This window comes from Amycolatopsis sp. NPDC104587 (assembly GCF_055583645.1).
In genome coordinates this window covers 723,604-742,287 of sequence record NZ_JBVJNO010000002.1, presented here as the reverse complement: position 1 = coordinate 742,287, position 18,684 = coordinate 723,604, and the positions used below count along the sequence as shown (strand labels likewise).

Below are 18,684 nucleotides of genomic sequence, written 5' to 3'. Positions count from 1 at the left end.
CCTAACGGTAGGTGAGCAGCCGCGCCGCGGCCGCCTCGAAGTGCGGGTGTTCGTTGAACGAAAGCAGGGTGACACCGCCGCGCCCGGAAACCAGCTTCGTGATGCCGCCGTTGACCGTGACGCGGTTGAGCTTGAGCAGCCCGGCTTCGGGGGTCCCCAGCAGCAGCCCGCACAGCGTGGCGATCACCCCGCCGGAGGTGAACACGACCGCGTGCTCCCCCTTGCCCAGCGACGCCACGAGGTCCGAGAGCGCGTCCCGGCAGCGCGCGAGGAACGCCGGCCACGTCTCGGCGCACGGGCCGCCGGAGCCGGCCGACGTCCATGCCGTCAGCGCCGCGTCCAAAACCTCTTGGTACGCCCGGGAATCCTCCTGCGGCGCGCCGCCCGCGTGGTGCCGCGCGATGTCGACGTGGTCGTACTCGTTCCAGCGCGGGTCCTCGACCACCGGGGCGTCGAGGCCGAGCACCTTCAGCGCCGTCGCCGCGGTGTCGCGTTGGCGGGCCAGCGTGCCCGACCGGACCTGGCTGAAGGAAACGCCGCGCCGCAGCAGTTCCGCACCGACCACAGTGGACTGCTCGAAGCCCTGCGGCGACAGCGCGTCGTAGTCGGCCGCGCCGAACGACGCCTGGCCGTGCCGGACCAGGTAGATCGCGCCCACCTACACACTCCCCTTCGCGATGATCTCCCGGCAACGCCAGTCGAGGTAGCCGACGAACTGCCAGAAGTCCTTGAACGCCGGGTTGCGGGTGGCGCCGTCGACGTAGCGCCGGTAGAGCTGCTGGAGCACGGCGGCGAGCCGGAACAGGCCGTAGACCTCGTAGAACCGCCAGTCGCCGATCGTGAGCCCGGTCTTTTCGGCGTAGCGCGCGACGAACTCTTCGCGCGTGAAGATGCCGGGCAGGTGGGTCGGCTGGCGGCGGCCGGCCTGCATGACGTCGTCGTCGCCGGCCTGCACCCAGTAGGCCAGCATGCTGCCCAGCTCCATCAGCGGGTCGCCGAGCGTGGCCATCTCCCAGTCGAGCACGCCGGTGATGTTCAGCGTCGACGCGCCGTCGAGGACCAGGTTGTCGAGCCGGTAGTCGTTGTGGATCAGGCAGATCTTCACTTCAGGGGGCTGGTTCGAAGCCAGCCACGAGCGCACCTCGGCGAAGTCGCCGACGTTGTCCGTGCGCGCCGCGACGTACCGGTCCGACCAGCCGCGGATCTGCCGCTCGACGTACCCGGAGCCCTTGCCGAGGTCGGCCAGCCCGGCTCGTTCGACGTCGACGGCGTGCAGGTCGACGAGCCGGTCGACCACCTTGCCGGACAGCTCGCGGGCCTGCTCCGGGGTCAGGGTCATGCCCTCGGGCAGGTTGCCGCGCAGGATGAGGCCGTCGAGCTTCTCCATGACGTAGAAGTCGCCGCCGAGCACGGCCGCGTCGTCACCGAAGGCCAGCATCCGCGGCACGTACGGGAACACCGGCTTGAGCGCGTGCTGCACGCGGTACTCGCGCCGCATGTCGTGCGCCGACGCGGCTTTGTGCCCGGCCGGCGGGCGGCGCAGGATCAGCTCGCGGTCCGGGTAGCTCAGCAGGTACGTCAGGTTCGACGCACCACCGGGGAACTGCCGGACGGACGGCGGCTCCGCGCCGAGGCCCTCGACCTTCGCGGACAGCCACTCGTGCACCGCGGCGGCGTCGAAGGCGTCCTCCTCGCGCACCTCGACGGTGGTCACGCGAACTTCCTCAGGATCCAGGCCGGCACGACGCGCATCGCGAGGCTCAGCGGCACCCACGGCCACGCCGGGACGTAGGCCCGCGCCCGCTCGGCCTCGACCGCCTTGACCAGCGCCCGCGCCCCGCTTTCGGCCTTGGCCAGCAGCGGGTTCCGGCCGATGCGGTCGTTCATCTCCGACTCGATGTACCCGGGCCGGATGTCGGTGACGGTGATGCCCTTGCGCCTGAGCTCCAGCCGGGTGCCGTCGACGAACGCCGAGATCCCCGCCTTCGAGGCGGCGTACGCGGTGAGGTTGCCCGGCAGGCCGCGGATCGCGCTGAACGACGAGACGACGGCGAGGTGCCCGGCGCCCTGCGCGCGGAAGATCCCGGCGGCGGCTTCGATCTGGGCGGCGGCCGCGACGAAGTTGACCTCGAGGGTCTGCCGGTTGGCGTCGAACCGGCCCTTCCCGACGGGCTGGCCCTTGCCGAGCCCGGCGTTCACTATCACCCGGTCGAGGGACCCCAGCTCGGCCCGGAACTCCTCGAAAACGGTGAAGACGCTGTCGTGGTCGGTGACGTCGAGCTTGCGCGTGACGACCTTGATCCCGGGGTGCGCCGCGGTCAGCTCGGCGGCCAGCTTTTCGAGCCGGTCGGTGCGCCGCGCGCACAACGCGAGGTTGCGCCCCTTCGCGGCGAACTGGCGGGCCATGCCCTCGCCGAGTCCGCTGCTCGCGCCCGTGATCAGGATGTTCTTGCGGAGCGTCATGCCCAGAACTTACAGCGGCGCGAAGCGCCTCGGTTGAGGGTGGTGGTGGGGAGGAAGGCGGAGGCTACCCGGAAGTAATAAGACCGGTGGCCCGGCGCTGGGGGCGTCGCCGGGCCACCGGTCATCGCGCGGCCACCCCGGCCGGTCGCACAACGCGGCCGGGTGAGCCGGAGCCGTTGTCCACGGCTTCTTCGCCGGCGCCCGGATGGGCCGTGAGGGGGAGGCGGTGCCACCGGCGCAGGCAAGTCATACAAGCGCGTCCGCCCAGGCCGGGGCAATGGTTCACAGTTGCCAGTACTAGCCCGTTCGGCCGGGTGGCCGCGCGTCCGGCGGTCATCGGCGACCCCGGCGAAGAGGGACGCGGTCGACCGGGTGAATCCTGCTGCTGTGCCGATTGTTACCAATCCGACAGCAGCCACGGCGGAAACCGGCACTTTGTGCAAATCGGCTGCGGACTGTGTCCGCCTGCTTCCGGTCGGATTGGTAACGTGCTCCGTGTCGGGGATCGTCGGGGGACGGCACGGGGCGGGTCGGATCAGCAATGGCGGGCAGCACGGCCGGTGACGGCCACGAAGGTGGGCGCACCGCGTTCGCCACCCAGCTGCGCGCGGCCATCGCCACCAGCGGGCTGTCGCTCGACCGGATCCAGGCGCGGCTGCGGGCCCGCGGGGTGGTCGTCAGTGTCACCGCCCTCAGCTACTGGCAGTCCGGCAAGCGGCAGCCGGAGCGGCAGAGCTCGCTCTCGGCGGTGCGCACGCTCGAAGAGATCCTCGACGTCCCCGCCGGCGCCCTGCTCGGGCTGCTGCCCCCGCCGCGGCCGCGCGGCGGCGCCGGGAAGCGCCCGGCCGAGCCGATGGCGTTCCCGCGTGAGGTGCTGCAGCCGCTGCTGGACAAGGTCGGCGCGCCGGACGCGCTCGAGCACCAGCACCCGCTGAAGCTGGTCGGGCTGCACGACCGGTGCGAGATCGCCGCGGACGGCGGCCAGCGCGCGGTCACCGCGCGGGCGGTGTTCCAGGCCGCGGCGGACGGCCAGGACCGCTGGCTGCTCGTCTACACCCAGGACGACCCGGCGGCCGGGCCGCCGGAGCTGCACGCCGTGCGCAACTGCCGCGTCGGGCGTGCGGAGGTCGACGAGGCGCACGGCCTGATCGTCGCCGAACTGCTCTTCGGCCAGCCGATCGACCGGGGCGAGACGCACCTGATCGAGTACACGCTGACCAACAGCGGGCCGCCGTACCCGGAGTGCCGCAACACGCACTACCGCGAGTTCCGGCGGCCGGTGCGGGAGTACCTGCTGGAGGTCCGGTTCGCGCCGGGCACCGCGCCCGAGCGCTGCTGGCAGTACTCCCGCAACGGCTCGACCGGCTCCCTCAGCCGCCGCCCGCTGAAGCTCGACGGCGGGGACGGCGTGCACGCGGTGGCGCTGGACTTCGGCCCGGGCGTCTTCGGCATCGACTGGGACTGAGCGCCCGCCTTCAGCTCAGGTGCGGCGCGGCGACCGTGGCGAGCTCCGTGCGGTTCGCGATGCCCAGCTTGGCGTAGACGTGCGCGAGGTGCGTCTTCACCGTGCCGCGGCTCATGAACAGGCGCCCGGCTATCTCGGGGTTGCTGCAGCCGGTCGCGGCGAGCTTCACGACTTCCAGCTCCGTCGGCGTCAGGCTGCCCCAGCCACTCGACGGACGGCCGCGCGCACCCCGCGTCCGGCGCACGAACGCGACGACGTCGTCGAGACTCATCGGCGCCTCTTCCGTGGTGAGCCCGAGCCCGGTCAGCTCGGCCTGCTCTCCCGCCCGGCGTGGGAAACCCAGCTCGGCCCGGGCCCGGTCCGCCGACACGAGCACGCGGGCGGCGTCTCCCGGTCGTCCGGTGCGGTCGAGCAAGACGGTGAGCGCGTCCAGACTCGCCAGGACACCCAGCCGGAGACCGTGGTCGAGGCGCAGCGTCAACGCCTCGTGGTGCAGCTGGGCGGCCCGCTCCGGCTCGGCCAGGTGCCCCTGCTGGTCGAGCGCGTCGGCCAGGGACGACGGCAGCGACCACCGGCGCGTCAGCTCGACGGCGGTGGCCAGCACCTCCGCGGCTTCCTCGGTGCGGCCCAGCGCGCGCAGCAGGGCGCCGCGCTCGACCAGTCCCTGCGACGCCATGTACGTCCCCGGAACGGCTTCGCGCTCGAACCAGCTCGCAGCCTCCTCGTGGTCGCCGCGACGCCAGTGCAGCTCCCCCATCACCTGCGCCATGCCGGGCACAAAAACGTCGCCGGCGGTCTCGAGCAGCCGCAGAAACGGCTCCATCACGCGGAACCCGGCCTCGTCGTCACCGGCGAAGCAGTGCACCAGCGCGAGCCGGCTCAGTGTGGTGTTGACGCGGTGGAAGTCCCCGAGCGGCGCGGCCACCGCCACCGCCTGATCAGCGAACTCCCGCGCCCGCGGCAGGTCCGCCGCGGCGAGCGCGATGCCGGACCGGACACTCAGGACGGTCGAGCCGAGCCCGCGGTCACCCCGGCGAAGCAGCCCTTCGGCCGCTTCGGCGAGCAGGGGCGCGGCTTCGCCGTGACGGCCGCGCGCGAACTGGATGATTCCTCGCAGCATCAACGCACTGTCGCGCGCGAAGCCGTCTTCGGCGGCTTCGGCCACCTTTTCCGCTTCGACAGCGAGATCCTCAGCGGCGTCGAAGTCGGAGTAGAGGTGACCGAGCGCGGTGAGCGAAAGGCAACGAGCGCGAAGGCTCGCTTCGCCGAGTTCGGTGGCCAGTTCCAGGCCTTGCCGCGCGGCTTCGAGGTCGAACGGCGCGGTCGTGTCGGCGACCAGGCCCATGCCGGTGAACAGCCGCGCCTGCAGCGGCGACCGCTCGTCCGGGCGCCTCGCCACCGCGCGCTTCAGGTACGCCAGGCCCTCGTGCCCCCGACCCCGCAGGTTCCACAACCACGCGACGGCGGCGGCGAGCCGGCGGCCGCGGCCGGGATCTTCCCGCGTCAGCCCCCATTCCAGAGCGGCACGCAGGTTGTCGCGCTCGGGTTCCACCCGGGCCCGCCAGGCGTCCTTGTCCCGGTCCAGGTCGGGCTCGGCGGCCTCGGCGAGCGCGAGGTAGTGGTCCAGGTGGCGCTCGCGGACGGCGTCGGCCTCGCCCGCCTCGGCGAGGCGGACCGCCGCGTACTCGCGCAACGTCTCCAGCAGCCGGTACCGCCCGTCCTCGGCGACCACGAGGGACTTGTCCACCAGCCGGCCCAGCGCGGGCAGCTCGGCCGGGCCGCCGGCCGCGTCCAGGGTGAACCCGCCGGCGAACACCGCGAGCCGCCGGAACACCGCGCGGTCGCCGTCGTCGAGCTGGTCGTGGCTCCACGCGATCGAGGCTTCGAGCGTCCGCTGCCGCTCGGGGACGCCGCGCGGGCCGCGGGTGAGCAGGGCGAACCGGTCGCCGAGCCCGGCGTCGATCTGGTGCGGGGTAAGGGTTCCCAGCCACGCGGCGGCGAGCTCGACGGCCAGCGGGATGCCGTCGAGGCGGGTGCAGACCGACCGGACGGCGACCGCGCTCGAAGTGTCCAAAGTGAACAGGGGACGCACCGCGCCCGCGCGTTCGACGAACAGCGCGACGGCCTCCTCGACGGCCAGCGGCGGCACCCGCCACACCGTCTCCCCCGGCACGCCGAGCGGTTCCCGGCTGGTCGTCAGCAGCGCGACCTCGGGACAGGACCGGAGCAGTTCGACGGCGACGTCCGCGACACCGTCGAGAGCCTGCTCGCAGTTGTCGAGGCAGAGCAGCACCCGCCGGTCGCGCAGCTCGGTCGCGACCGACCGCGCGGCGCCCGCGTGCGGCTCCACCGGCACGCCGAGGGTGGCGGCGACCAGCTCGGCGACGGCGTCCCGTCCGGTGACGGTGTCCAGCTCGACCCACCACACGCCGTCCGGCCACCGGGGCGCGGCCGCGGCGGCGACCTGCGCGGCCAGCCGCGTCTTGCCGCTGCCGCCCGGACCGGCCAGCGTGACGAGCCCGCCGCCGGCCAGCCGCCGCCGGACGTCCGCGGTCTCGGCCGCCCGCCCGACGAACCCGGTCAGCTGCACCGGCAGGTTGTTCGGCACGGCGTCGAGCGAGCGCAGCGGGGTGGGTGTCCCGCCGAGCTGGAAGATCCGCTCGGGCGCGGTGAGGTCGGCCAGCCGGTGCACCCCGAGGTCGTGCAGGGTGACGGCTTCCTCGAACGCCGCCGCGGCGCGCGCCGAGACGAGTGTCCGGCCGTCGGCCAGCTCGCGCAGCAGCTCGCACCGCCGGACGGCGGGCCCGGCCGGCGTGCCGTCTTCGCGGACCAGCGCTTCGCCGGTGTGCACGGCGGCCGGCCCCTCGGTCACCGCCGCGAGCGCCTCTTCGGGCGTCGCGAAGGCGAGCGGGGGCGCGTCGCCGGCGCACAGGATGGTCACCGTGCCGGCGGGGAAGAGGTTCGGTTCGGTCATGGCCCGGCCAGTCTGCCAGCGGATCTCGGCCAGGTGGCAGATGTCCCGGAAAGCCGCGGCTGCGACCTTCGGAACGTGGACACCTTCGAAGAGCTGCTGGCCCGCTGGCGCGACGCCGAAGCCCGCGGTGACCCCGGCGCACTGGCGTCCCTGCTGGCCGACGGCTTCCGCGGGGACGGCCCGGCCGGCGTGGTGCTCGACCGGGACACCTGGCCGGACCACGCCCCGGCGGGCGCGTTCCGGTGGAGCCGCCTGCAGGTGACCCCGACGGTCGGCGTCGCGACCGGACGCCGCGACGGCGCCGCGTGCACCGTCGTCGCCGAGCGCCGCGAGGGACGCTGGCGGATCGTCAACGTCCAGCGCGGCTCATGACAGCTTGGTGCGCAGCACCTTCCCGGTCGCGTTGCGCGGCAGCTCGTCCAGGAACTCGACGTCGCGAGGCACCTTGTAGCGCGCGAGGTTCGCCTTGACGTACTCGCGGACCGTGTCGACGTCGAGGTCGGAGCCCTCGGCCCGCACCACGAACGCCTTGAGCCGCTGGCCGAACTCCGGGTCGTCGATGCCGACCACCGCCGCCTCGAGCACGTCCTCGCGCTCGACCAGCAGGTTCTCCACCTCGATGGGGAACACGTTCTCGCCGCCGGAGACGATCATCTCGTCGTCGCGGCCGTCGATGAACAGCAGGCCGTCTTCGTCGAAGTGGCCGACGTCGCCGCTGGAGAGCAGACCGTCGATGATCTCCTTGTGGCGGCCGTCGGTGTACCCGCCGAAGCTGAGGCCGCTGCCGACGAACACCCGCCCGGTCACGTTCGGCTCGGTGACGCGGCCGCCGTTCTGGTCGTAGAGCGCCACCTTGCAGCCGACCGGCGCGCGGCCGACCGTGCCCGGCGCCTTCGCCCAGTCCGCCGGTGTCGCGACCGTGGCCACGGCGACCTCGGTCGAGCCGTAGAGGTTGTGCACGACCGGGCCGAACGCCTCGTTCGCGCGGTTGCCGAGGTCCGGGGACAGCGCCGAGCCGGCGACGAAGATGATCCGCAGCGACGAGGTGTCGTACTTCTCGCGGACCTCCTTCGGCAGGTCGACGATGCGTTGCAGCATCGTCGGCACCAGGACGAGCGCGGTGCAGCGGTGTTCGGCGACCCCGCGCAGCGTCTCTTCCGGGCTGAACTTGCGGCGCATCACGACCTTCGAGCCGAGCGCGAAGGACAGGATGAACTGCGACAGGCCGGTGCCGTGGAACAGCGGCGCGCCCATGTACGTCGCTTCGTTGGACCGCAGCGGGATCCGGTCGAGGAACTGCGCCGAGGCCAGCGCCGAGGTGTGCGGCCGCGGCGCGCCCTTCGGGGTGCCGGTGGTGCCGCTGGTCAGCAGCACAAAACCGCCCGGCTTGGCCGGCGCGGGCCACGGCCGGTCGTCGGTGCTGGCGATGATCTCGGACAGCACCGGCACGGCCCGGTCGCTCAGGTCGCTGTCGGCGTCGACCCAGGCGAGGTAACGGTCGACGTCCGCCGGGATGGCGTCGAGCAGGCCGGTGAACTCCTGGTCGTACACGAGCGCGGTGACGCCTTCGCGCTGGGCGACGTCGGCCAGCTGCGGCTTCGCGAAGCCGGTGTTCATCAGCAGCAGGCGGACGCCGAGCTTGCCCGATGCGGCCATGGTGAGCACCAGGCCGCGGTGGTCGCGGCAGAGCGCGGCGACGACCTGGCCGGGCTTGATGCCACGCTGCGACCAGGTCCTGGCGAGCGCGTTCGACTGGTCGTCCAGCTGCTTGTAGGTGAGCGGGCCGAGCTCGTCGACGATGCCGACGGCGGTCGGGTCGCGGCGCGCGGAGATGTGGTTGGCGCCGGCGAACGGGCCGAACTTCCGGAGCGCGACCAGGGAGCGGACCCCTTCGTCGAGCCTGGGGAAGGGAACGAGGCCGGCACGGCGCATGACGTCGACGCTGCGGGCCGTCTCGGCCACCTTGTCCGCCACTTGCGTGGCGAGCGCGACCAGACTCATCCAGGCACCTCCGTTGCTGCGGGAAGAGAGCCCATGCCGACGGCACGGCGTACCGGCGGTATGGGGGCTACTGGAGAGTAAACCAAGCCCACCGGGAACGCACCAGCCGCGACGGCTCCGAAACTGTCGGTGGTGGTCGGCACAATGTCTTCGTGCAGGTGATCGCCGGGCGGGAGGAGGACGGGAGCTTCACCGTGCGCTCGCCGTCCTCGACGGTGAACGGCCTGGACGAGGCCCGGTTCGCCGAGGTGGCCCGGGAGCTGGAGGCGTCCCTGCGGCCACGCTGGGTGTTCCCGTCGGCCGAGCTGCTGTACCCGGTGCTGGTGGCGGCCGGGGTGCGGGTGCAGCGCTGTTACGACGTCGCGCTGGCGGAGGGGCTGCTGCTGGCGTACGAGGGGCGGGAGGGCGAGTCGCGGAGCCTGCTCGCGGCTTGGGCCAGGGCGAACGGCGAGGAGGCGCCGGTCGACTCGGTGGCCGTCGAGCTGGCGCAGCCGACGCTGTTCGACACGCGGGCCCCGACGCTGCCCGAGGGCGTGACGGTCGTCACGGCGGTCCAGCGGGTGCTCGCGGAGCAGGACCGGCGGGTCGCCGCGGCCGAGCACCCGGAGCGGCTGCGGCTGCTGCTGGCCGCGGAGTCGGCGAGCGCGCTGGCCGCGGTGGAGATGTCGGCCGACGGCCTGCCGTGGCGAGCCGACCTGCACGAGGAGCTCCTGGCGTCGCGCCTGGGCCCGCGGGTGCGCCCCGGCGAGCGGCCGAAGGCGCTGGTGGAGCTGGCGGCGAAGATCAGCGAGGCGTTCGGCGGGCGGCCGGTCAACCCGGACTCGCCGCCGAGCGTCGTGCGGGCGCTGGCGCGCGCCGGGATCGAGGTGCCCTCGGCGCGGAAGTACTTCCTGAAGGGCGTCGACCACCCCGCGGTCGGGCCGCTGCTGGAGTACAAGGAGCTTTCGCGGCTGTACACGGCGAACGGCTGGGCGTGGCTCGACGAGTGGGTCGCGGACGGCCGGTTCCGCCCGCACTACGTCGTCGGCGGAGTGGTGTCCGGGCGCTGGGCGAGCCGGGGCGGCGGGGCGCTGCAGATCCCGAAGGTGCTGCGGACGTGCGTGCGCGCGGACCCGGGCTGGAAGCTGGTGGTCGCCGACGCGGCGCAGCTGGAGCCCCGGGTGCTCACGGCGTTGTCGGGCGACCGGCGCCTCGCCGACGTCGCAGCGGCGACGGACCTGTACGCCCGCCTGGGCGAGGCGCTGTTCTCCGGCGCCCACTGGGTCCCGTTGTCCCCGGACGACGACCGCGACGACCGGGCGCGGGCGAAGATCGCGATGCTGTCGGCGATGTACGGCGGCACGTCCGGCGAGGCGGGGCCACTGCTGGGGCTGCTGCGGCAGCGGTTCCCGGACGCGGTCGCGTACGTGGAGCACGCGGCCCAGGCGGGCGAGCGCGGCGAACGCGTCCGGTCTCGGCTGGGCCGGACGTCCCCGGCGCCGTCGGCGGCGTGGCGCGAGCTGACCGGCGGCCTGGCTTCGGACGAGGCGGCGGAGCTGAAGGCGCGCCGGGCGTCCCGCGGCTGGGGCCGGTTCACGCGCAACTTCGTCGTCCAGGCGAGCGCGGCCGACATGACGGCGGTGCTGCTCGCGACGTTGCGGCAGCGCCTCCCGGCCCCGGCCCACCTGGTGTTCTTCCAGCACGACGAGGTCATCGTGCACACCCCGGCGTCGTTGGCGCCCGAGGTGTCGAAGTCCATTGTGGACAGTGTGACGGAGGCGGCGCGGATGTTGTTCGGCCCGGCGTGCCCGGTCCGTTTCCCCCTGCACATCGCCCCGGTCGACACCTACGCCGACGCGAAGTGACCACCCTCAAACGAATCATTCACCACATGGCGCAAACTGCTGTCACCTGAGGTGACGCAGCCCCGCACGCCGCTCGCCGATGGGTCATCCGAGTGGAGCTACCTCATCGTCGACCAGCGGATTAACGTCGCGGGGATGGGGAGGACAAAAAGGCAGAAGGAAGCCGATTCGGTGATCATTGCCGGGGCTATTCTGGTCGCGTTGTCGTGGGCATGGACCGACCTGGACCGGCGTATCGTCGCCATTGCTTCACTGTTGTTCGCCGTTGTCGTTCTCAGCCGGATGCCGACCTGGTGCTGCGCCGAACGGAGTCGCGGCGGGCTCTGTGAGAAGAACACCTTCGGCGTGTTCGCGGTATGCGGCGAAACCGCTCACGGACCGAGAAAACGAGCATTGGTTCGCAGCCGAGGCTACTGGTCCGGTCTCGCCCGCGGCCGGTACAGCGGTGTTCGCGGTGCACTGGCCCTCTACCTGGCTACCGGCGCCATCTTTTCCGCCTTGTTCGCCCTCATCGTCAGCCTCTTCGCGTGAACCGCTAGCCCAACGCGTCGTCGATGGCCTTCGTGATCCGCTTCACCGACACCGGGTGCGCAGTCCCCAGCGTCTGGGCGAAGAACGAAACCCGCAGCTCCTCGATCATCCACCGCACCTCGCGCAACGCCGGCGAAGACGTCCCCGGCGGCAGCGAAGCCACCGCGTCCGAGTACTCCGCCGTCACCCACGCGACGTCCGCCGTGCGCTGCAGGTCGCGCGTCGGCTCGGAAACCAGCTTCTCCAACCGGCGCGAAATTCCCTGCAGATACCGCACCACGTTCCGCAACCGCGAAGCACCCGTCGCCGTCACGAAGCCCGGGTACACCAGGCCGGCCAGTTGAGCTCGGATGTCCGCCAGGGACTCCGCCGGCCCGCGTGTCGACGGCAGGGCCACCTCGACGTCGTTCGCCGCGCGGAGGATCTTCTCCACGTCCGTCAGCACCGCCAGGACCTCCGGGTGCAGCCCCGCCCGGACCTTCTCCAGCAGCACCTTGAAGCCGGTCTCGTCGAACACCGGGCCGCCGCCGGCCGTCATCAGGGCGTCCACCGCGCAGTCGACGCAGTCCTCGAGCAACGCCGCCACGCTGCCGTGCGGGTTCCTGTTCAGCACCAGCTTCGACGAGTTGGACAGCGACCGCGTGATGAACTTCATCGGCGAGCTCAGGTTGAGCCGCAGCATCCGCCGCGTGCCCGCCCACATCGCGTGCTCCTGCTGCGCCGGGGTGTCCAGCAGCCGCACCGCCACCGACGCGCCTTCGTCCACCAGGGCCGGGTACGCCTTGACGTCGTGGCCGCGCTGCGTCGACTCGAACACCCGGGGCAGCGCGCCGAACGACGGCTTCGTCAGCCCGGCCTTCTCCAGTGTGTTGGCCGCCTTCGAAATCGTCGCCCGGACCTTCGGGGCCAGCTGCCGCTGCAAGGCCGAAACGTCCTTGCCCTCGGCCACGCGCTTGCCGCGCTCGTCCACCACCCGGAACGTCATCTTCAGGTGCTCCGGCACCGAAGAAAGGTCCCAGTCCGCATAGGGCACCGTCACCCCGCGCAACGCGCGCAGCTCGCGGCCCAGCACCTCCAGCAGCGGACCGTCCGAAGGGGACACTCGCGAAAGGACGTCCCGGGCCGTGTCGGGCGCCGGGACGAAGTTGCGCCGCACCGCCTTCGGCAACGACTTGATCAGCTGCGTGACCAGCTCGGCGCGCAGCCCCGGCACCTGCCAGTCGAAGCCGTCCTCGGTGACCTGGTTCAGCACCGGCAGCGGGACGTGCACCGTGACGCCGTCCGCGTCCGCGCCCGGCTCGAACTGGTAGGTCAGCGGGAAGACCTGCGTGCCCTGCGTCCACGAGTCCGGGTAGTCACCCTCGCGGACACCGCCCGCGGACTCGTTGATGAGCATGGACTTCTCGAACGACAGCAGATCCGGGTCCGTGTGACGCGTCTTCTTCCACCACGTGTCGAAGTGACGCACCGAAACCACGTCCGCCGGCACGCGGGCGTCGTAGAACTCGTACAGCGTCTGGTCGTCGACGAGGATGTCGCGCCGCCGCGCCCGGTTCTCGAGGTCCTCGACCTCCTCCAGCAGCGCGCGGTTCTCGGCGAAGAAGTGGTGCCGCGTCTGCCAGTCACCCTCGACCAGCGCGTGCCGGATGAACAGCGCACGCGCCATCTCCGGGTCGATCCGCCCGTAGTTGACGCGGCGGTCGGCGATCAGCGGGACGCCGTAGAGCGTCACCCGCTCGGTCGCCATCACCGCGCCCTGCTTGCGTTCCCAGTGCGGCTCCGAGTAGTTCCGCTTGACGACGTGCCCCGCCAGCGGCTCGACCCACTCGGGTTCGATCCGGGCGTTCACCCGCGCCCACAGTCGTGACGTCTCGACGAGCTCGGCCGACATCACGAACCGCGGCTGCTTCTTGAACAGCGCCGACCCCGGGAAGATGCCGAACCGGGCGCCGCGCGCGCCGAGGTAGTCACCCTTCGCCGGGTCCTTGAGCCCGATGTGCGAGAGCAGCCCGGCGATCAGCGACGTGTGCACGCGCTGCGGGTCGGCCGGGGTCGTGTTCAGCGAGATGCCGAGCGGCTTGGCCAGCTGACGCAGCTGGCTGAAGATGTCCTGCCACTCGCGCAGCCGCAGGTAGTTGAGGTACTCGGTGCGGCACATCCGGCGGAACTGGTTGCCGGACAACGCCTTCTGCTGCTCCGAGACGTACTCCCAGAGGTTCAGGTAGGCCAGGAAGTCCGACGTCGGGTCGGCGAACCGCGCGTGCTGCTGGTCGGCCGCCTGCTGCTTCTCCGCCGGCCGTTCGCGCGGGTCCTGGATGGACAGTGCCGCGGCGATGATCATCACTTCGCGGACGCACCCGTTGCGCGCGGCCTCCAGCACCATCCGGCCCATCCGCGGGTCGACGGGCAGCTGCGCGAGCTTGCGGCCGGTGTCGGTGAGCCGCCGGTCGGACGAGCTCACGCTGTCGAAGGCGCCCAGCTCCTGCAGCAGCCCGACCCCGTCGGTGACCTGACGGCGGTCCGGCGGCTCGACGAACGGGAACGCCGCGATGTCGCCCAGCCCCAGCGACGTCATCTGCAGGATGACCGACGCGAGGTTGGTCCGCAGGATCTCCGGGTCGGTGAACTCCGGCCGCGCCTCGAAGTCCTCTTTGGAGTAGAGCCGGATGCAGATGCCGTCGGACGTGCGGCCGCAGCGGCCCTTGCGCTGGTTCGCCGACGCCTGCGACACCGGCTCGATCGGCAGCCGCTGCACCTTGGTGCGGTGGCTGTAGCGCGAGATGCGCGCGGTGCCCGGGTCGACGACGTACTTGATGCCCGGCACGGTCAGCGACGTCTCGGCGACGTTGGTCGCGAGCACCACCCGGCGTCCGATGTGCTGCTGGAAGACGCGGTGCTGGTCGGCCGCCGACAGGCGTGCGTAGAGCGGGAGGACCTCGGTGCCCCGCAGGTTCGCGCGGTTGAGGACGTCGGCGGTGTCGCGGATCTCGCGTTCGCCGGAGAGGAACACCAGGACGTCGCCCGGGCCCTCGGCGCACAGCTCCTCGACGGCTTCGAGGATGCCCTGCGTCTGGTCGCGCTCGTCGTCCCCTTCGGGGTCGTCCGGGTCGACGAGCGGCCGGTAGCGCGTCTCGACCGGGTAGGTCCGGCCGGAGACCTCGACGATCGGCGCGTCGTCGAAGTGCTTCGAGAACCGCTCGGGGTCGATGGTCGCCGAGGTGATGATCACCTTGAGGTCCGGACGCCGCGGCAGCAGCTGCTTGAGGTAGCCGAGGATGAAGTCGATGTTGAGGCTGCGCTCGTGGGCCTCGTCGATGATCAGCGTGTCGTACTGGCGCAGCGAGCGGTCGGTCTGGATCTCGGCCAGCAGGATGCCGTCGGTCATCAGCTTGACCAGCGTGTCCTGCCCGGACTGGTCGGTGAACCGAACCTTGTAGCCGACGGTGTCACCCAGCTCGGTCTTCAGCTCGCTCGCGATCCGGTCGGCGACCGTGCGGGCGGCGAGGCGCCGCGGCTGCGTGTGCCCGATCTGGCCGCGGATGCCGCGGCCGAGCTCGAGGCAGATCTTCGGCAGCTGGGTGGTCTTGCCGGAGCCGGTCTCCCCCGCGACGATCACGACCTGGTGCGCGGCGATGGCCGCGCCGATCTCGTCCTTGAGCTTGCTGACCGGCAGCTCTTCGGGGTACTCGATCTCGGGCACGCTTTCGCGGCGCGACTGGACGCGCAGCTCGGCCTTGTCGATGTCGGCGGAGATCTGCGCGAAGGCGGCGTCACGATCGCGGGCCTTGCGGGCGCCGTCGAGCCGCCGGCGCAGCCGCTGCTCGTCGCGCGGCATCAGCTCGGGCAGGCGCGCACGCAGCGCTTCGAGGGGGGATGGCGTGGACATACTTGGGCCAAGGATAGCCGTGGGTGACGACGCGGGCCTCCGAATATCCCCGCCGCGTGACCGGCGGCACCCGAACCCGGCTCCGAGCGCCCCAATGTGGCCTTCGGTGCGTTCAACGCACCCAATGTGGCCTTCGGTGCGTCCAACGCACCCAAGGCCGCCTTGGGGCGCTCGGGGTCAGCGGGTGCGCTGGAGGGAGTCCGGGCCGAGGTCGGCCAGGGTGCGGTGGCCGGACAGCCCCATCGTGAGGTCGAAGTCGGCCAGGAGGCTCCGCAGCACGTGGCGGACGCCGTCCTCGCCCGCGTGGGCCAGGCCGTACACCCACGGGCGCCCCACCAGCACCGCCCGGGCGCCCAGGGCCACCGCCTTGAGCACGTCCGCTCCCGTGCGGACGCCCGAGTCGAACAGCACCTCCAGCCGGTCGCCGACCGCCGCGACGATGCCCGGCAGCATCTCCAGGGCGCCGACCGCGCCGTCGACCTGGCGGCCGCCGTGGTTGGACACCACGATCCCGTCCATGCCGGCCTCGGCCGCGCGGCGCGCGTCGGCGACGTGCTGGATGCCCTTCAGCACGATCGGGCCGTCCCAGTGCTCCCGCAGGAACGGCAGCTGGTCCCACGTCCGGTCGGTGCCGGTGATCATCCCGATCCAGCGCAGGATCGCCGTGCCGCGGTCCTCCTCCGGCGTCTTCTCCAGCTGCGAGAGGAACACCGGGTCGGTGAACGGCACGGCCAGCCCCTCACCCTGCAGGAACGGCAGGTACGACTGGTCCAGATCGGACGGTCGCCAGGCCAGCGTCCACGTGTCGAGCGTGACGACCAGCGCCGTGAAGCCGGCCTTCTTCGCCCGGGCCAGCAGGCTCGCGCAGACGTCCGGGTCGCCGGGCCAGTACAGCTGGAACCAGCGCGGGCCGTCGCCGTTGGCCGCGGCTACGTCTTCGATTCCGGTGGACGACGCTGTGGACAGCGTGAACGGCACGCCCACCGAAGCCGCGGCGCGGGCGGTCGCCGACTCCGCGTCCGGGTGGACGATCGACTGGACGCCGACGGGCGCGACGGCCACCGGGGCGGCCAGCCGGGTGCCGAGCACCGTGGTGGAGAGGTCGCGGTCGGTGGCGCCGGTCAGCATCCGCGGCACGATGCGCCAGCGGTCGAACGCCTCGCGGTTCGCGCGCGCGGTCGCGCCGGAGCCGGCCGAGCCCGCGACGTAGGAGAACGGGCCGGGCGCCATGACCTCGCGGGCCGACGCTTCGAGCTTCGTCGCGTCGGTCGAGCACGGCGGCAGCACCCCACCGAGACCCTGCAGGTAGAGCTCGTTCTGGTAGCTGCCGAAGCGTTCGGTCACGTCTGCCTCCTCGCGTTCGAGTCGGGACTTTACCCGCCGGTAACGACGTGAGCCGGGGCACGCCGCATCGGCTGGACCGGCGGGCCGCCGGGCGGGGTGAACGCGGGGCCGTGGTCGCGGAACCCGAGCCGCCGGTAGAGCCGCGCGCTGTCCGGCGAGCTGGCCTCGAGGTAGGTGGAGACCCCGTCGGCGTCGTACCGGGCGAGGCCGTGGCCGACCAGCCGCGCGCCGAGGCCTTCGCGCTGCCGGGCGGGCCGGACGCCGATGAACTGCGCGTGCCAGTGCGGTTCCGGCGGCTCGCGCTCGGCCATCAGGCCGAGGAGCACACCCAGCCGTTCGAGCTCCGCCGGCTCGAGCCCGGCGACCGGGCCGTCGTCGGCGTCCTCGCCCGCTCGTGGTGTCCAGATCACCGCCGCCGAATGGTCGTCGGTCACGTCGACGCTGCCCGCCGCGAACCCGATGCCGAGCAGCTCGCGGAAGAACGCCGGGTGCGCGCCGGTGCGGCGGCGCTCGTCGCCGGGGAACACCCAGCGGCTGAGCGGGTCTTCCTGGAACGCCTCGACCAGGATCCCGAGCACGGTGTCCAGTTCGGACGGTGTGGCGGTCCGTACCCGCGTCACCGTGCCTTCACCAGGTCTTCGTCCTCCCGCAGCGGGCCGCCGATCCCCGCGTAGACCTCCGGACGCCGGGTGCGCAGCGCCTCGGCCCGCAGGAACCCGGCGAGGCCGGCCAGCACGAGCAGGCCCGGCAGCCCCCACCGCAGCCACGGGATGGCGCCGGCCGGGCCGAGCAGGACGTCGAAGTTGACGATGATCAGCACCAGGACCGCGGTCAGCGTCACGGCCGCGAGCGCCGGCGCGCCCACGCGCCGCCACCACGTCTCGCGCCCGGGGTGGCGGCGGAAGAACCCGATGACCGACAGCGAAACCGCGATCATGATGATCGTGACGCCGGTCGACGCGGTGACACCGGTCCAGGTGAACAGGTCGGTGAACGGGTCCCGGCCGGCCAGCGCGAACACCGAGACGACGACCAGCGCGATCGTGGTCTGGACCAGCGAGCCGCCGATCGGCGCGCCGGTGCGCTTGCTCGTGCGGCTGAAGCCCTCGGGCAGCAGCCCTTCCCGGCCGAGCGCGAAGAAGTACCGCGCGACGGCGTTGTGGAAGCTCAGCAGCGCGGCGCACTGGCTGGTCATGAACAGCACGTACGCCACGTCGGCGAACACCGTGCCGACGTGCTGCGCGCCGAGCCCGAACAGCAGGCCGGGCCCTTCGGCCGCGGCCCGCTCGACGATGTGGTCCGGACCGGTCGCGACGGCCATCGCGAGCGACGACGCGATGTACAGCACCGCGGTCAGGCCGATCGCGATGAACGTCGCGCGCCCGACGGTCCGGCGGGGGTCGCGGCACTCCTCGCCGTAGGTCGCGGCGCCCTCGAAGCCGGTGAAAACCGCGATGGAGAAGGCAAAAACGGCGCCGACACCCGCGGTGAACAAGCTCGACGGCGAGAGCGGCGCCAACGACACCGACCCGCCGGCCGGGTGGCCGAGCAACGCGACGTCGACGACCACGAGCACGGCGACCTCGAGCCCGAGCGCGACGCCGAGGACCTTCGCGTTGAGGTCGATCCGCAGCACGCCGCCCGCGCCGACGACGAGCACCATCAGCAGCGCGACCGGCCACCACGGCACGCTCAGCCCGAAGACCGTCTCCAGCCAGGTCGACACGGAAAGGCCGAACAGCCCGTAGACCCCGACCTGGATCGAGCTGTAGGCGAGCACCGTGACGTACGAGACGGCGGTGCCGGCGGAGCGCCCGATCCCGTGCGCCACATAGGGGTAGAACGCGCCGGCGTTCGTGATGTACCGGCTCATCGCGGCGTACCCGACGGCGAACAGCGCGAGCACCGGGGCCAGCAGGACGAACGACAGCGGGACGCCGACGCTGCCCGTCACCGCGTACGTCGCCGAGACCCCGCCGGCGATCGCGTACAGCGGACCGGCCGCCGCGACGACGAAAAAGACGATCTGGGCGGCGCCGAGCCGCCTGCTGCCGAGGCCGCGCCCCGGCGTGTGGGTACCCATGGACCTTTCCCCCGTGCCGTTCGTGATCTTGGCGGCGCCCCAGAGTAGGGGGTCTCACCCGGGTGACGGTACGTCCGTTCGGGGGTAACCGTG

At 72.3% G+C, this 18,684-nt stretch carries 13 protein-coding genes; 4 read left to right on the top strand and 9 right to left on the bottom strand.

Features of this window, described 5'->3' with window-relative positions:
- Position 1 precedes the first annotated feature (1 nt).
- Genes ACZ61C_RS07845 through ACZ61C_RS07835 form a run of 3 tightly spaced genes read right to left on the bottom strand, consistent with a single transcriptional unit; the run spans position 2 to position 2,463 of the window.
- Positions 2–658: a histidine phosphatase family protein gene (locus ACZ61C_RS07845; RefSeq protein WP_465304049.1), complete on the bottom strand. Its 657-nt coding sequence runs from the start codon at positions 656–658 to the stop codon at positions 2–4.
- Positions 659–1,714 (bottom strand): phosphotransferase family protein, encoded by a 1,056-nt coding sequence (locus ACZ61C_RS07840; RefSeq protein WP_465304048.1) that lies wholly within the window; start codon positions 1,712–1,714, stop codon positions 659–661.
- Positions 1,711–2,463 carry an SDR family oxidoreductase gene (locus tag ACZ61C_RS07835; protein WP_465304046.1) on the bottom strand — a complete coding sequence of 251 codons (753 nt, stop codon included), beginning with the start codon at positions 2,461–2,463 and terminating at the stop codon, positions 1,711–1,713. Before ACZ61C_RS07835 ends, ACZ61C_RS07840 begins: the two co-directional genes overlap by 4 nt.
- Before the next feature lie 541 nt (positions 2,464–3,004).
- On the opposite strand from ACZ61C_RS07835, the gene ACZ61C_RS07830 reads away from it, so the two are divergent.
- Positions 3,005–3,928: a hypothetical protein gene (locus ACZ61C_RS07830; RefSeq protein WP_465304044.1), complete on the top strand. Its 924-nt coding sequence runs from the start codon at positions 3,005–3,007 to the stop codon at positions 3,926–3,928.
- A gap of 10 nt (positions 3,929–3,938) precedes the next feature.
- Here ACZ61C_RS07830 and ACZ61C_RS07825 read toward each other — a convergent pair whose 3' ends face one another.
- On the bottom strand, positions 3,939–6,902 hold the full coding sequence (locus tag ACZ61C_RS07825; protein ID WP_465304042.1) for a helix-turn-helix transcriptional regulator: 2,964 nt from the start codon (positions 6,900–6,902) through the stop codon (positions 3,939–3,941).
- A gap of 75 nt (positions 6,903–6,977) precedes the next feature.
- Here ACZ61C_RS07825 and ACZ61C_RS07820 point away from each other — a divergent pair, with 75 nt between their 5' ends.
- Positions 6,978–7,274 (top strand): nuclear transport factor 2 family protein, encoded by a 297-nt coding sequence (locus ACZ61C_RS07820; protein WP_465304040.1) that lies wholly within the window; start codon positions 6,978–6,980, stop codon positions 7,272–7,274.
- Here the strand turns inward: ACZ61C_RS07820 and ACZ61C_RS07815 are convergent.
- Positions 7,269–8,903: an acyl-CoA synthetase gene (locus ACZ61C_RS07815; RefSeq protein ID WP_465304038.1), complete on the bottom strand. Its 1,635-nt coding sequence runs from the start codon at positions 8,901–8,903 to the stop codon at positions 7,269–7,271. The two genes, ACZ61C_RS07820 and ACZ61C_RS07815, sit on opposite strands and share 6 nt — an antisense overlap.
- A 152-nt stretch (positions 8,904–9,055) precedes the next feature.
- Here ACZ61C_RS07815 and ACZ61C_RS07810 point away from each other — a divergent pair, with 152 nt between their 5' ends.
- A complete protein-coding gene (locus ACZ61C_RS07810) occupies positions 9,056–10,747 on the top strand; it encodes a bifunctional 3'-5' exonuclease/DNA polymerase (RefSeq protein WP_465304036.1) in 1,692 nt (563 codons plus the stop codon).
- A gap of 51 nt (positions 10,748–10,798) precedes the next feature.
- The gene (locus ACZ61C_RS07805; RefSeq protein WP_465304034.1) at positions 10,799–11,278 is read left to right on the top strand and encodes a hypothetical protein; all 480 of its coding nucleotides are present in this window, start codon (positions 10,799–10,801) and stop codon (positions 11,276–11,278) included.
- Between the two features lie 4 nt (positions 11,279–11,282).
- Here ACZ61C_RS07805 and hrpA read toward each other — a convergent pair whose 3' ends face one another.
- The 4 genes from hrpA to ACZ61C_RS07785 all read right to left on the bottom strand — a co-directional run bounded on the left by hrpA (position 11,283) and on the right by ACZ61C_RS07785 (position 18,591).
- On the bottom strand, positions 11,283–15,164 hold the full coding sequence (hrpA, locus tag ACZ61C_RS07800) for an ATP-dependent RNA helicase HrpA (protein WP_465304032.1): 3,882 nt from the start codon (positions 15,162–15,164) through the stop codon (positions 11,283–11,285).
- Positions 15,165–15,341: 177 nt separating this feature from the next.
- Complete coding sequence (locus ACZ61C_RS07795; protein ID WP_465304030.1) at positions 15,342–16,508, bottom strand: lactate 2-monooxygenase; 1,167 nt, start codon at positions 16,506–16,508, stop codon at positions 15,342–15,344.
- A 29-nt stretch (positions 16,509–16,537) separates the two neighbouring features.
- The gene (locus ACZ61C_RS07790; protein ID WP_465304028.1) at positions 16,538–17,128 is read right to left on the bottom strand and encodes a GNAT family N-acetyltransferase; all 591 of its coding nucleotides are present in this window, start codon (positions 17,126–17,128) and stop codon (positions 16,538–16,540) included.
- The gene (locus ACZ61C_RS07785) at positions 17,125–18,591 is read right to left on the bottom strand and encodes an APC family permease (protein WP_465304026.1); all 1,467 of its coding nucleotides are present in this window, start codon (positions 18,589–18,591) and stop codon (positions 17,125–17,127) included. The genes ACZ61C_RS07790 and ACZ61C_RS07785 overlap by 4 nt, the downstream gene beginning before the upstream one ends.
- Between the last annotated feature and the right edge of the window lie 93 nt (positions 18,592–18,684).

Excerpts from the sequence above, each read along its gene's own strand:
- ACZ61C_RS07835 (WP_465304046.1), bottom strand. The coding sequence starts at position 2,463 with ATGACGCTCCGCAAGAACATCCTGATCACGGGCGCGAGCAGCGGACTC.
- ACZ61C_RS07830 (WP_465304044.1), top strand. The coding sequence starts at position 3,005 with ATGGCGGGCAGCACGGCCGGTGACGGCCACGAAGGTGGGCGCACCGCG.
- ACZ61C_RS07825 (WP_465304042.1), bottom strand. The coding sequence starts at position 6,902 with ATGACCGAACCGAACCTCTTCCCCGCCGGCACGGTGACCATCCTGTGC.
- ACZ61C_RS07815 (WP_465304038.1), bottom strand. The coding sequence starts at position 8,903 with ATGAGTCTGGTCGCGCTCGCCACGCAAGTGGCGGACAAGGTGGCCGAG.
- hrpA (WP_465304032.1), bottom strand. The coding sequence starts at position 15,164 with ATGTCCACGCCATCCCCCCTCGAAGCGCTGCGTGCGCGCCTGCCCGAG.
- ACZ61C_RS07785 (WP_465304026.1), bottom strand. The coding sequence starts at position 18,591 with ATGGGTACCCACACGCCGGGGCGCGGCCTCGGCAGCAGGCGGCTCGGC.